13 protein-coding genes and 1 pseudogene are annotated in these 13,656 nt (G+C 62.5%); 8 read left to right on the top strand and 6 right to left on the bottom strand.

Going from position 1 to position 13,656, the window contains the following annotated elements:
* Window positions 1-156 precede the first annotated feature (156 nt).
* The 3 genes from ACFVJ3_RS47975 to ACFVJ3_RS47965 all read right to left on the bottom strand — a co-directional run bounded on the left by ACFVJ3_RS47975 (window position 157) and on the right by ACFVJ3_RS47965 (window position 2,889).
* Entirely contained in the window at window positions 157-396 is a 240-nt protein-coding gene (locus ACFVJ3_RS47975) for a hypothetical protein (protein ID WP_378458777.1), read from the bottom strand.
* Window positions 397-664: 268 nt separating this feature from the next.
* Entirely contained in the window at window positions 665-1,525 is an 861-nt protein-coding gene (locus ACFVJ3_RS47970; RefSeq protein WP_378458776.1) for an SDR family NAD(P)-dependent oxidoreductase, read from the bottom strand.
* A gap of 158 nt (window positions 1,526-1,683) precedes the next feature.
* On the bottom strand, window positions 1,684-2,889 hold the full coding sequence (locus ACFVJ3_RS47965) for a cytochrome P450 (RefSeq protein WP_378458775.1): 1,206 nt from the start codon (window positions 2,887-2,889) through the stop codon (window positions 1,684-1,686).
* A 40-nt stretch (window positions 2,890-2,929) separates the two neighbouring features.
* Between ACFVJ3_RS47965 and ACFVJ3_RS47960 the strand changes: the two genes are divergently transcribed.
* The 5 genes from ACFVJ3_RS47960 to ACFVJ3_RS47940 all read left to right on the top strand — a co-directional run bounded on the left by ACFVJ3_RS47960 (window position 2,930) and on the right by ACFVJ3_RS47940 (window position 7,230).
* Entirely contained in the window at window positions 2,930-3,604 is a 675-nt protein-coding gene (locus ACFVJ3_RS47960; protein WP_378458774.1) for a TetR/AcrR family transcriptional regulator, read from the top strand.
* Window positions 3,605-3,686: 82 nt separating this feature from the next.
* Window positions 3,687-5,150, top strand: a complete 1,464-nt coding sequence (locus tag ACFVJ3_RS47955) for an FAD-dependent oxidoreductase (RefSeq protein ID WP_378458773.1) — start codon at window positions 3,687-3,689, stop codon at window positions 5,148-5,150.
* Window positions 5,147-5,434 (top strand): ferredoxin, encoded by a 288-nt coding sequence (fdxA, locus tag ACFVJ3_RS47950; protein WP_378458772.1) that lies wholly within the window; start codon window positions 5,147-5,149, stop codon window positions 5,432-5,434. Before ACFVJ3_RS47955 ends, fdxA begins: the two co-directional genes overlap by 4 nt.
* Before the next feature lie 140 nt (window positions 5,435-5,574).
* Window positions 5,575-6,771, top strand: a complete 1,197-nt coding sequence (locus ACFVJ3_RS47945) for an FAD-dependent oxidoreductase (RefSeq protein ID WP_378458771.1) — start codon at window positions 5,575-5,577, stop codon at window positions 6,769-6,771.
* Window positions 6,772-6,786: 15 nt separating this feature from the next.
* Entirely contained in the window at window positions 6,787-7,230 is a 444-nt protein-coding gene (locus ACFVJ3_RS47940) for a flavodoxin domain-containing protein (RefSeq protein WP_378458770.1), read from the top strand.
* A gap of 532 nt (window positions 7,231-7,762) precedes the next feature.
* Here ACFVJ3_RS47940 and ACFVJ3_RS47935 read toward each other — a convergent pair.
* A pseudogene (locus ACFVJ3_RS47935) lies at window positions 7,763-8,897 on the bottom strand (histone-like nucleoid-structuring protein Lsr2).
* Between the two features lie 1,635 nt (window positions 8,898-10,532).
* Between ACFVJ3_RS47935 and ACFVJ3_RS47930 the strand changes: the two are divergent.
* Window positions 10,533-10,862 carry a VOC family protein gene (locus tag ACFVJ3_RS47930; protein WP_378458769.1) on the top strand — a complete coding sequence of 110 codons (330 nt, stop codon included), beginning with the start codon at window positions 10,533-10,535 and terminating at the stop codon, window positions 10,860-10,862.
* 108 nt (window positions 10,863-10,970) lie between these two features.
* Window positions 10,971-11,831 (top strand): GNAT family N-acetyltransferase, encoded by an 861-nt coding sequence (locus ACFVJ3_RS47925; RefSeq protein ID WP_378458768.1) that lies wholly within the window; start codon window positions 10,971-10,973, stop codon window positions 11,829-11,831.
* A gap of 57 nt (window positions 11,832-11,888) precedes the next feature.
* Here ACFVJ3_RS47925 and ACFVJ3_RS47920 read toward each other — a convergent pair whose 3' ends face one another.
* On the bottom strand, window positions 11,889-12,263 hold the full coding sequence (locus ACFVJ3_RS47920; RefSeq protein WP_378458767.1) for a hypothetical protein: 375 nt from the start codon (window positions 12,261-12,263) through the stop codon (window positions 11,889-11,891).
* On the bottom strand, window positions 12,260-12,535 hold the full coding sequence (locus ACFVJ3_RS47915; RefSeq protein ID WP_378458766.1) for a hypothetical protein: 276 nt from the start codon (window positions 12,533-12,535) through the stop codon (window positions 12,260-12,262). Before ACFVJ3_RS47915 ends, ACFVJ3_RS47920 begins: the two co-directional genes overlap by 4 nt.
* Before the next feature lie 107 nt (window positions 12,536-12,642).
* Here ACFVJ3_RS47915 and ACFVJ3_RS47910 point away from each other — a divergent pair, with 107 nt between their 5' ends.
* Complete coding sequence (locus ACFVJ3_RS47910; RefSeq protein WP_378458765.1) at window positions 12,643-13,155, top strand: hypothetical protein; 513 nt, start codon at window positions 12,643-12,645, stop codon at window positions 13,153-13,155.
* Window positions 13,156-13,656: the final 501 nt, after the last annotated feature.

The following is a 13,656-nucleotide window of genomic DNA, read 5'->3' as shown; positions in this document are numbered from 1 at the left end:
TCGCAGTGGAGACGACAGCACCAGGCCCGCGCCCGAATTTGCCACCACAAGAGACGGGGCCACACGCCATGATCAACTTACGGCTGTAGTACTAGAGAGTGAAGACGAGAACGGCGCCCGCCGATCGGCGGGCGCCGTTCTGGTGTCGGGGTCGACTCAGGACGTTCGACAGCGGTGGAACCACACGTCCACGGCCACCGCGGCGATCACGATCGCGCCCTTGATCACCAGTTGGAGATTGGGATCGAGAGTGAACGCCGAGAAGACGTTATTGATGATCGCGGCGACAGCAGGTTCTGTAAATTGACGGGCGAGCAGAAACTCGGGTACACGATCGACGTCCCGATTAGCAGAGCCACGAGAACGATGAGCATGGTGTTGGTCAGCAATCCCCACGATCGATGCTTTCGTACATGGTGGGTATACCGTGTCGATCGCGGGTCATCTTCGACTCCCTCGGGACTGCGGCACCCGAGCGGCACCGTCGAGGCGAATGTAATGGTCGTCACTATTCAATTTGAGTCTGCGAATCCATCTGAGCGCTAATACTATTCGAATACAGAGTTCCGAATCAGACAGATCAGGCACACTGCGCAGACGGCGAACGCGGTCCTGCGGCAGATGCCACAGTACCGCGCTCCACTACAGGAGTTCTCGTTGCCGATCAGTAAGCCGGTGAGGGATTGATACGCGGCAGGATGGTATGACCCGCATCGACCGGAACGATCGTGCCGGTGACGGCCCATGCTTCGTCCGACAGAAGGAATGCAACCGTTTCACTCACGTGGCCCGGTTCGAGTGGACCTCGCCCCTTCAGGATGCCGTAGTTGTGACCCGCCTGAATCAGGTCCGCCTCTGTACCCCCGGGGTGGCCAGCCATCAGATCGACCGCACCCTGCCATCCATGAAGCCCGGTGCGGATGAATCCGGGGCAGACCGCGTTCACACGAATGTTCAGCGGTCCCAGTTCCATTGCAGCCGTGCGCAACAATCCGATGACGCCGTGCTTTGCCGACGCATAGTTTGCCGACCCTGGCAGGCCCTCTCCGATGCCCACCACGGACGAGATCAACACAATCGATCCCACGCCGTTCTCGATCATCAGGGGAGCCGCAGCCTTGACAGTGCGCCACGGTCCGGAGAGGTTGATGTTGATCGTTTCCTGCCATGCCTCTTCCGACATTTCCCAGATCGGTGCAAGCTGTCCCCAGATTCCGGCGTTGGCTACCAGCAGATCGAGCTTTCCGAATTCCGAGACAGCCTTCGCCACGGCACCGTCGAGGTCGTCCTGCGATCGGACGTCGCCTTCGATCGCCAACGCGCGTCCGCCCTTGTCGCGAATGTCGGCGGCCCCGGTCTTGATGGATTCGGCCGTGGACATGGCGTATTCAGCCGTCGGCACGGGTCCGGGTCCGTCGAGCATGACCACCGCTGCGCCCTTCGCGGCCAGAACCTTCGCGTGCGAAGCGCCCATGCCACGTCCCGCGCCGGTGATCAGTGCAACTTTTCCGTCCAGTGTGCCCATAGCTCTACCTCGATCTTGTTGTGATTGAAAGGATCTGCTGAATTCGACGGATTCGGCATGACGAGGACATGCGTTGAGACCTGCATCACACGATGTTCTCCGAGCCTAACTGGATACTCTGGAGATCGCAATGTTGTATCCAATTGTCCCGTAAATTTCTACTTCCGAAGAACGATGGGGAGCCCCAGTAGCGAACGCAGGATCGCGTTGTCCGCATACGCCGGTTCGAAATCGGCTCGGGCGAACTCGATCGACCCGAAACGGTCGAAAAGCGCGTTCAGGGCAATCTCGGCTTCCAGTCGCGACAATGCCGCGCCCACGCAGAAATGAATACCTTTTCCGAACGAGATATGTGCGCTGCTCTTAGCACTTTCGAGGTTGACGTCGTCGGGATGCTCGAAATGGTCGGGGTCCCTGTTGGCGGCACCGATCATCACCATCACACGAGAACCGGCGGGCACAGGTACGCCCTTGATCTCTGTGTCCACAGTCGCCACCCGCGGAAAGCCTTGAATCGGCGACTGCAACCGCAGCGCCTCCTCGACGGCGGATGGAATCAGCGATCGGTCAGCACGGACTCGTGCCATGAGGGCCGGCTGCTCGAGCAGCATCAACAGCGTCGAGGACAGCAGATTCACCGTTGTCTCGTTACCTGCAACGAGCACGACATACGCGATGGCGATGATTTCTTCTGTCGTCAACTGGCCGTCCTCGGCCTCGACAAGGGCCGCCAGAAAGTCCGACGACGGCGAAGCGCGGCGGTCATCCGCGCGATCCGCAAAGTATTGGAGCAGTTCGGTCAGGGAAGTGTTCACTTCGATCTGCCGCTGCTCGGACAGCGTACCGCCGAGTACCTCAGCGGCGTCGTCGGACCATCGCTTGAAAATGTCTAGGTCATCACGCGGCACACCGAGAAAGTCGGCTATGACGATAAGCGGCAAGGGCTGAGCGAAATCCCTGACGAAATCGACGGATTCGTTCTGCTCGAGCTTGGAGATCAACTCCTGTACGGTACTCGTCACTTCCGGCGCCAGCGCAGCGATCCGGCGAGGCGTGAAGGCTTTGTTGACGATTCGCCGGTACCGCCGATGCGACGGAGGATCGTTGGTCAGCAGAGTACGTACGATTCGATGCCCCTGCGCAAGAACCGCTTTTGCTGCGGGGCCCTGCTTCTGACGCAGCCCCGGGCCGGCCTTCGATGAATACACATCAGGGCTGGTGAGGACGTCGACACAGTCGTCGTATCCAAGGACTAGATACAGATCGTCATCAGGAACCTTGTAGACGGGGCACTCGTCCTGCATCTTCCTATATTGCGGGAACGGGCACTGCACTACATCCGGCTCGAACAGTCGTTCGGTCATCGGGTATCTCCTCTTCATTCTAATCTAAACCTAGGTTAGAATGACACACATGTCTCCCGCCGTCGATAGTCTGAGCGTCATGAACGAGGCCAGGCGTCCAAAGGACACTCCCGCAACTACGCCTCGCGGGGAATCCACGAAAGAACGCATAATGCAAGGCGCTGCCCGCGTCCTAGCCAAGAGAGGCTACGCGGCAACCACATTGGCAGACATCGCCAAAGCAGCTGGCGTCAAGGCAGGCAGCCTGTACTACTACATGGAGAACAAGGAAGACCTGATTCGAGATCTCATGACACGTGGCATCGTCGAAACTCACGCATACGTGGAAGACGCCGTCCAATCCCTTGATCAGGATGCCACTTCGCAGGACCGCCTCGGAGCAGCGATCGCAGCGCACATGCGGTACATGCTCACCAAGAACGACATTGCGCGCGCCAGCATACGGACGCTGGGGCAAGCTCCAGCCGAGGTGCAGGGCCCAGCGATCGAACTGCATCGCTCGTACGGGCACTACTTCTCGGCGCTGATCGAAGACGCGAAGGCCGACGGCTTCCTGGCACCGGACATCGACGCTCGCGTACTCAGACTGCTCATCATCGGGGCAGCGAACTGGTCCACTGCGTGGTACCAGCCGACCGGCGCGGAGAGCGCCGACGGGATTGCAGAGTTGCTCGTGCGCATGGCCTTCGGCGACATGTTGCCGCGTGAGAAGTGAACAGACCGAACACGACAAACGCTTTTCAGCAAGACAACCGCGTGGATGACATCCACCATCGAGAAAGTGACATCGAGCAGAGATGACTGATCAGACTCGCCCACTCCGAGTAGCCATCGTCGGCGCCGGACCGGCAGGCATCTACGCCGCCGACGCGCTCATCAAGTCCGACCACAATGTCAGCGGACCCGGCGTCAGCATCGACCTCTTCGAACGCATGCCCGCTCCCTTCGGCCTCATCCGCTACGGCGTCGCACCCGACCACCCCCGCATCAAAGGCATCATCACCGCCCTCCACAAAGTCCTCGACAAACCCCAAGTACGCCTCCTCGGCAACATCGACTACGGCACCGACATCACCCTCGACGACCTCCGGACCTACTACGACGCCGTCATCTTCTCCACCGGCGCCAACGCCGACCGCGACCTCAACATCCCCGGCATCGACCTGAACGGCTCCTACGGCGCCGCCGACTTCGTCTCCTGGTACGACGGCCACCCCGACGTCCCCCGCACCTGGCCCCTCGACGCCGAAAAAGTCGCCGTCCTCGGCGTCGGCAACGTCGCCCTCGACGTCGCACGCGTCCTCGCCAAAACCGGCGACGAACTGCTCCCCACCGAAATCCCCGCCAACGTCTACCAAGGCCTCAAAGCCAACAAAGCCCTCGAAGTCCACGTCTTCGGACGCCGCGGACCCGCACAAGCGAAATTCACCCCCCTCGAACTCCGCGAACTCGACCACTCCCCCAACATCGAAGTCATCGTCACCCCCGAAGACATCGACTACGACGAAGGCTCCGAAGCCGCCCGCCGCGCCTCCAAACAGGTCGACATGGTCGCCAACACCCTCCAGGACTGGGCCATCCGCGACATCGGCACCCGACCCCACAAACTCTTCCTGCACTTCTTCGAATCCCCCACCGAAATCCTCGGCGACAACGGCAACGTCACCGGACTACGCACCGAGCGCACCGAACTCGACGGCACCGGCAACGTCCGCGGCACCGGAAAATACAACGACTGGAACGTGACAGCTGTCTACCGCGCCGTCGGCTACCTCTCCCAGAACATCAGCCAACTCCCCTTCGACGACCAAGCCGGCACCATACCCAACGAAGCCGGCCGCGTGCTTGCCTCTTCGGGTCACTCCGCAGGCTCCACTCCAGCCGCATCCTCCACCGCCACCTACATACCCGCCACCTACGTCACCGGCTGGATCAAACGCGGACCCGTCGGCCTCATCGGCCACACCAAAGGCGACGCCAACGAAACCGTCGCCAACCTCCTCGAAGACGCACCCACCTTCCAAGGCGCCACTGAACCCGACGAAGCAGCAGTGGTGAAGTTCCTCGAAGACAAGCACGTCCCCTTCACCACCTGGGACGGCTGGTACCGCCTCGACGCACACGAACGCTCCCTCGGCGAAGAAGAAGGCCGCGAACGCATCAAAGTCGTCGAACGCCACGACATGACCGAAATTTCCCGAACAGTTTTGAATCGAATCGAACCTCCATTTATAACTACAAATACTGGTTCGAGCTCGTGACCTACGTGATTGCCGAGCCCTGCGTCGACATCATGGATAAGGCCTGCATCGAGGAATGCCCTGTCGACTGCATTTACCAGGGCACAAACATGCTGTACATACAGCCCGACGAGTGCGTCGATTGCGGAGCATGCGAACCTGCCTGCCCCGTCGAGGCCGTCTTCTTCGAAAGCGACTTACCTGAAGCGTGGAACGAATACACCACGATCAACGCCAACTTCTTCGAGAGTCTGGGATCTCCCGGCGGAGCAGCCAAACTGGGCGCAGGTTTCCTTTCCACCTAGCCATTGAAATGCCGTTGAAGAAAACGCGTCCGCCGTTGAGCACGCCATATTCTGCTTATAGCTGATGCGTGTACGAACCGATCGCGACATTGTAATCCGCGACACCTATTGCAAGAGAAACCACGGCGAGGGGCACCATCATGACCACACCGGGAGCCGGCGCACGACAGCCGTCCGTCGCGATTGTCGGCAGCGGACCGTCGGGCTGCTACCTGGCGCAGTTCCTTCGCAAGCGCTGGCGAGAATCCGAGATCGTCATGTTCGACCGCCTCGACACTCCGTACGGTCTGGTTCGCCACGGTGTAGCTCCCGACCACCCGGGGACACGCGCGGTGTCCAAACAATTCGATCGACTCTTCGAGCGTGAGTCGATTCGGTTCGTCGGTTCCACCTTGATATCCACGATCGAAGGCGACGGCGATCTCACAATCGATCAACTGCGAGAGTCCTTTGACATCGTCGTCCTGGCCACCGGGCTGCACGCTGATCGCGCCCTCGCCGGCCCGGGCGGGCCACTGCCGGGAGCCGAACTGTCGGGCGTGTACGGCGCCGGTCGACTGACCCGGTTGATCAACGGGCATCCGGAGGAGAAGGTCGATGACCTGAGCCTGGGTCGCCGAGTCGTCATCGTCGGACACGGCAACGTCGCCATCGACCTGCTCCGCCTATTCCTGACCCCCGCCGAGCAGCTGCGAGCACTCGGGATCGCGAACGACGTCGTCGACGCCATCACCGCTGGGCCCGTTCATGAGATCGACATCGTCGGACGATCACAACCGGCACAGGCCAAGTTCGATGTCGCGATGGTGCGCGAGCTGGAAAAGCTCTCCGATGTCGCGTTCGAAGCACACGGTGTCGAGCTCGAACCCGACGAGCAGTCGGCTCGTCACGAGGCAATCGCCACTCTGACGGCGGGATCCGACGACGCTGCCGGCCGCGTCGTGCGGTTCCACTTCGGATGGGAACCAATCGAGCTCACCGGAGTCGATTCAGTGTCGGGCATCGTCCTGCTGGCGATGGACGGCAGCCGTTCCACCGTTTCGATGCCTGCCGACGCTGTCTGCACTGCAATCGGATTCGCCGAACACGCTACCGCTCCCCTCCGCCGAGCAGACCACGAACACATCGAACATATCGACCTCGAACGCGGAATCCTCGGCGGCAACTTGTTCTGCGTCGGCTGGCTACGACGCGGACCACGCGGAACCATTCCGGAAAATCGGGTTGACGCACGTATGGTCGGCGACACGATCATCGCCTCCTACGCCGAGCCCAGCAACTCGGTATTCAAACCGGGGGCCAGCGCACTCGATATCCAGCCTCCCATCACTTTCTGACACGAGGAGCGTCCTATGAGCAAGACAATCATTCTGTTCGGAACCGAATCCGGAAACGCCGAAATGATCGCCGAAGATCTCGTCGACGAACTCGACAGAGCACACGACGTCGAGCCAATCGACATGACGGACTTCGACATCTCCAAGTTCGACACCGACAACTCGTACATCATCGTGTGCTCAACCCACGGCGACGGCGAACTTCCCAGCGGCGCATTACCGTTCTTCGAGGCACTCGAAGCGGAGTCACCAGATCTGAACGGAATCCGATACTCGATCTTCGGGCTTGGCGACAGCAGCTATGAGACCTACAGCCACGGCAGCGAGATCATCGACGAGATGCTCCGGACGCTCGGGGCCGAGCGAATCGGAAACTACGGTCGGCACGACGCTAGCGACGGCTCACTACCGAACAACGACGCGCTCCAGTGGGTGCGCACCGTCTTTGCGGAATTCTGACTCCGCAGAGAACGACCACCACCACAATCGATGGATCAGTCACAGCTGGCTGGAACGACGTGGCCACCATGTACGGCCGCGAAGTACTCGCGGCGAACACCACCACCGCCACCAGCCCGACGCCCAAACCCACCACCCCGAAGATCCAACTCTGTCTCCCCACCCGCACATCGTGTCACCGAAAGGTGCAGATACCGGCAACCGCGGCCACCGGCGGTCTCCAAGGCAATGCGAGCCTGCAGGTCCACCAGCCGTTGTCGACCTGTAGTGCCACTCGCCCCCACCGCGGCATCAAAGTCTCCCGCCGCACCCGAAGCGCCACGCACAGGTCTGCCCCTTGACCAGAACTCCCTACACCCAATCCACTCCGCGCGGGAATCGTAGAGTCAGGTGCGCATGGATACCTCGCACCCATCCCCGGCACCGCTGCGCGGACAACCGCCCACCGCATGGCGCTGGAGGCCATGATCCCCACAGACTCATAGCCTTCGCGGCAGGATGGCCACGCTGTGCACCAGGGCAATGCCGCAACTCACGCGACCGGCATCTCGGCCTGAGCATCATGGAAGGCTCGCTCGATCTCGGCCGAAATCCGGCCACGGGAGGACACCTCATGACCCGCCCCGATCGCCCACTCACGAATCTCCCTCGGCGACTTCTTCGCCGGAGCCTTACTCACCACTTCCCTCTTCACCGGAGCCTTCGCCGCGACCGACTTCTTAGCCGTCTTCTGCGCAGCCCCTTCGTCGCGACTACTTTCCTCATGGCCGTCTTCGTCGCGGCCGCCCTCGCCGCCACTACCTTCTTCTCCGCCGGAGCCTTGCTCGCCGCTACCCTCTTGACCGGAGCCACTGCGGCCGTGTTCCGCGCAGCTGTCGTTTTCGCGGCCGTCTTCTTTACCGGCGCCGTTTTTGTCTGCACCTTCTTCGCCGGCGCGTCATGGAACGCTTGCTCGATCTCGGCCGGAATCCGGCCGGGGGAGGACACCTCCAAGCCCTCCCTGATCGCCCACTCACGAATCTCCTTGTTCGCCTTCTTCGCCGGACCCTTACTCACCACTTCCCTCTTCACCGGCAACTTGGCCCCGACCGGCGTCTCCGCGACCGTCTTCTTCACGGCCGGTTTCTCCGCAGCCGCCTTCGTCGCGACTACCTTCTTCGCGGCTGTCTTCACCGGAGCGGTCGCCGGGGCCGCGTTCCTCGCAGCTGTCTTTGCGGGCGTCTTCTCTACCGGCGCCTTTGTTGCCTGAACCTTCTTCGCCTGAGCCTCATGGAAGGCTTGCTGAATCTCGGCCGGAATCCGGCCGCGGGAGGACACCTTGTGGCTCGCCCTGATCGCCCACTCACAAATCTCCCTGGACGTCTTTTTTGCCGGAGCCTCACTCACCACTGCCCTCATCACCGGCACCGTCGTAGCAACCGGCTTCTTCACGGCCGTTTTCTTCGCAACCGCCTTCGTCGCGTCTGTCTTCGGCGCGTCTGTCTTCTTTGCCGCCGGTTTCACCTGAACATTCTTCGCCTGAGCCTCATGGAAGGCGTGCTCGATCTCGGCCGGAAGCTTTCCGCGGGAAGACACTTCGCGCCCCGCCCCGCCCCGATCGCCCACTCACGAATCTTCCTGGTTGTCTTCTTCGCCGAATCTTCAGAACCCCTCGTGGATACCGCCATGTTGTCTCCTTCTTCGCCGGGCAACCGTCGAACGCACACAGTAACGGCAGGCGGCTTTCCCTGGTAATCAGGAAGCTCACCCGAACTGACATTTCACCGTCCCCAGCCCATTACACGTCTGGGCAGGCCCACACGATCCTCGTGGCCGTCTCACGGCTCCACACTCAGTTGCACCACGTTCAGGCAGGACGAGCGCGACTCGCCCTGGCGAGACGATTCCCCTCCTGCATCTCGAAATGTGTTGGCGCTGCGGCAGTGATCGTCGGCTTTGACGCATTCGGTGTTCAGGGTGCCGAGCAGGCGTGCGCTAGCGGTCCCGCGCCTACTCCGCCGAAAGTGGTGCCGCAAAGTCCGGGCTGCGCAGCGTCTCCCGAACTCCGGTGGCGGTGGTTCCGAGTCGACGTTGCAGGCCCGCACGCCCAGTGCGGCGCCGATAGGCTTGGTGAATCGGGCGCCATCCGCCAGGGGGACCACCGCTTCGCTCGCGCGGGCACACCCCGGTTCTGATGCGTCGAAATGCACCGAAGTAGGCGCCCCCAGGTGTGGGGAGGCCGTAGTACTGGGTCAACGCCGCGATCGCCGCAGCATCCGAATCCATCGTGAGGGTGGTGGGCAACCGTTCAGGGCTCGAGTACGTGGGCTCGAATCAGTGCACCCAGTCGCGCGGGTTGCATGGTCAATCCTCGATCCGTTGCTGCCGATCGATCATCGCGACAAGGACGTACAACACTCGTGCGACGTCACGGCGTGTTCCGCTCTGCGCGGTATCGAGTTTCCACCGGGTCAGCCTCATCTTGTGCTTGTGAAGGAAACCAGAACACCTCCGCGCTCGCTCCACACCGCCACGAGCTACCCTCCTGGCAATTCTCCACCGCTGATGTCCAGGACCCGCTGCCGCACAGCACAGGCCGCATTGTCACACGGACCACCGTTCCACCCCCAGAACCGTGATCTGCAGGCCGCAGCGACCTCGGCTGGGCGAGGTCCCTACGATCCGGTCGAACCGTGTCCTACGGGCCTTCGGCACACCGCGACTGTGAAGGCACCCGGCAACACCGGTAGCGCGGGGCTCACATCATCGGCATGGGCATCGGCATCGGCCAGCCCATGCTCTGCATCCAAGTCATGAACATGTGCATCATGTCCATCATTTGCTGCGACATCGTTCTCACCACTTTGTTGATGTCTCTCTTGATACCAGCGGAACCCTATTCGCGCTGGTAGTACACACTCCACGGTAGGCCTGTTCGAGCGATGGCGCCTGCGCTGCGCACGCGTCGGAACCGACGTCCACACGCACTGCACCGCTGGCTCGCTGCCGTGCCACCGAGACAAGACCGGCGTCCCCACCCTCGATCCAACCGACGAGACATAGCCAATCAGCGACCCATCACCCGAGCGTCAACCGAAACGGGTGGCGGCCGACAATCGGATGACGGCAGTGCAGCTTCGCAGCGCCCACTACCAGCCCTCGATCAAATGGACGCGCGACGCTCCGGGGATGCCGCGGTGCGCGGCGAACAGGTGCCACACCGATCAGGAATCGAGAAGCACAGGGCACCGGCCGCCTCTAGCATCGTTCATGGACATCACGCGGTCCTCCGATGTGACCGCCGTACCCCTGAGGAGACGACGATGAGTGCCACAATCCGCAGCCTGGTGATCCCGGTCTCCGACCTGGACGCCGCCAAGGCCATCTACACCGCGCTGCTCGGCACGCCCCACACCGACCAGCCCTACTACGTCGGGTACAACGTCGACGGCTTTGAGGTCGGCCTGAATCCCGCCGACGTGGGCGGTGGACCGGTGGCCTTCGCCGACGTCGAGGATCTCGACGCGACCCGCGCAACCCTGCTCGCGGCTGGTGCGACCGAACGCAGTGCGCCGCGCCAGGTTGCTGCCGAGGCGCGAGTGTGTGTGCTCGCCGACGCCGATGGCAACCCAATCGGCCTGCGCGGCCGGTAGCCAGAGTGGTCGGGGAGCCGAACTCGGCGCCGCGCCAGCTCGATTCCGTTACCGGATCGGTCATGCCTTTGGGACCATCGTCGGCAACACACGCGCGACAATAGGTGAATGACCGAGCTGCAGATCCGCGAGGCGACGCCGGACGACGCCCAGATGTGTGGGCACATCATGTTCGACGCCTTCGAAACGCTCGCCACGCGCCACAACTTTCCGATCGAAGCGGGCACGCCCGAATTCGCCGACTTCCAGATCAAGGCGATGCTGGACACCGACGGCATCTACGGACTGGTTGCCGAGCGCGACGGCCACATCGTCGGCAGCGCCTTACAGGACGAGCGCGGCAAAATCGTCGGCATAGGACCCGTCTGCGTTGACCCGGCGGCGCCGGACGCGGGGGCGGGCCGTGCGTTAATGAATGCGCTGCTTCAGCGATCGCGAGAGCGCGAGGTAGCCGGCGTGCGGCTGGTACAGACGACGTACAACTACCGGTCCTTCTCCTTGTACGCCAAGCTCGGCTTCGCCGTGCGTGAGCTGTTGTCCGTCTTCCAGGGAACGCCACGCGGGTCCGCGATACCCGGCGCAGTCGTGCGTCCAGCGACACCGGACGAGATCGCCGCCTGCGACGAGATCTGCCGGCAGGTGCACGGCCACGACCGCCACGGCGAGCTGCAGCACTGGGTCAATATCGGCACCGCCCGCGTGGTCGAACGTGGCGGCCAGATCACCGGCTACGCGACGGGTTTCGGCTACACCTGGCATGCAGTCGGCAAGGCCGACGACGACGTCATCGCGCTGCTGGCCGGCGCCGACGAGTTCACCGGCCTCGGGTTCCTCGTGCCGTCACGCAATACCCGCCTCATGGCCTGGTGCTTCGATGCTGGACTGAAGATCGTCCAGCAGTCGACGCTGATGACGATCGGGCTCTACAACGAGCCGCAGGGCGCGTGGCTGCCGTCGATCGGCTACTAGCCGTCCTGGCGCAACGATGCACCGCGCATTGCCCCGCGGTACACCGGTCGCGGCGGGTCAGGTGCGGGTGTTGCGTTTGAGCCAGCCCCACCCGGCGGTCACGGCGAACAGCACAATCCCGATGACCGCGAGCCACAGGAATCCCTTGATTACGAGGCCGAGGATGACGAACACCAACCACACCACCAGGAGAAAACCGAGGAGAGCGAGCATCGGTTCATCATCGAACCTGCGGACACCGGCCGCGCTGGGCCGGGAACCCTGACAAGACACGCATCCGGCAAGTGAGCTGGTCGAGCCCATGCGGCGGCACCAACGCAGAGACTGAACCGGGCGGTGCGGACCCGAGGACCATTCCGCTCGGCTGAGGAGTGCGGGGGTGCGGAGCCCGGCGCGCCAGTTCGGGTTGACGACGACGGGTTCGTCGCTCATCGTTTGCCGAGGGCCGCCTCGAGGGTGCCCATGGTGATCCGCGCGGGCCGGTACAGGTCGCGCTCGGGGTGGATCAGCCGGTCACCCAAGGCCATCCAGGCAACGCCGCCGAGCGCGCACCCGTACGCCGCCACCAGACCGTGCCCATTGTCCTGGGCGCACCACAGGATCAGGCCGAGGATCGCAATGGCGACTGCGATCAGCGTGTCCCGCCTTTCGCGAGCCCGGAGCAGCAACGGAACGGCCACAGGACCGGCTACTGGGACGAGCACGCCGACTGCTACCAGCTACTCACTGGCGCCGAGCTCATCCCGGTGACGGTTCGACGAATGAATTCCTTCACCCGGATAGGCTCGATAACGAGCAACCGTCGCGGACGATGATGACGAAGGATCCATTGGTGCGGAGCAGCAAGCCAAGACGTGGACCGGGGCTGGCGGGCCTCGTGGCGATCGCAGCCCTTGCGATGACCGCGTGCCACGACGGGCCGGGCACTCATTCAATCGACGAGGAGGAGGCCCCGGATGCGTTGAACAGCCGCGGAGTGGAGATCCCATCCACGTTCAGATTCGGTCAGATGTACGAATCCCAGGTCTTTTCGGGTGCAAACTCATACCTGGGTCGCTACGACGGTCCCCAAACTGCGTTCGCGAACTCGATCCAGCTATCCGCTGCCAACTCCACATTTTCACCCCTACAACCAATCCCGTGCACCGATCCGGCGGTCGCCGGGCCGGAGTGGGGAATTCTGGGCTTCTCTTGCACCCAGGAGATGCAACTACTCGTTAGCGTGAACCCGGCGAACAGCGAGTTCCCCACCGACAAAGTCACCCTGCTCCTGATCAGCGACGGCACCCGCGCCCACCTTTTCGTCAACGCCGCTGGACACTGACTGCGCATCGGATCGGTGACACCGCCGAACCCACGATGTAGGTGCCAGTCAGGACCTTTCGGGTTCCCGAGGTGGATGCGCTCGAGGGCGGATGCCCCGTGTGTCGTCGTCGAAATCCGTACGGGCGCAAATCGACCACTACTCGGGTCTTGCCCAGCACGGCCCGTCCCGCGCGCCAGTGACCCACCTGGTGCGCTGAGCCGGGCGCGGATGTGTCCACGACGCGGTGAGCAAGGATCGGTGGTCAGAGGTGACCGAGATCGCCCCTGCGAGACTGCCAGAGTGCCGAAATTGCGTGGTGGGCAGTCTCGACGTCACCGGATCGAGTCTCAGCTCCCTCGAAACCCGTTCGGTCTGCAGCGGTGTCGTCTGCCGATGGCCACACGTGAGCAGGTGCGCTCTACTGAGCCTGGATACACCGATTGGTATGAGCGCCTGAGGGTGTCATAAAGGCGAAATGCCCTGCGGTGGTGAAAGAATCGATCTTGTCTAGGAACCGGT

This window comes from Rhodococcus sp. NPDC127593 (assembly GCF_042671975.1).
In the GTDB taxonomy this organism is placed as follows: Bacteria; Actinomycetota; Actinomycetes; order Mycobacteriales; family Mycobacteriaceae; genus Rhodococcus_F.
The sequence above is the reverse complement of the archived record's forward strand: the minus strand, read 5'-3'. Positions and strand labels throughout refer to the sequence as shown.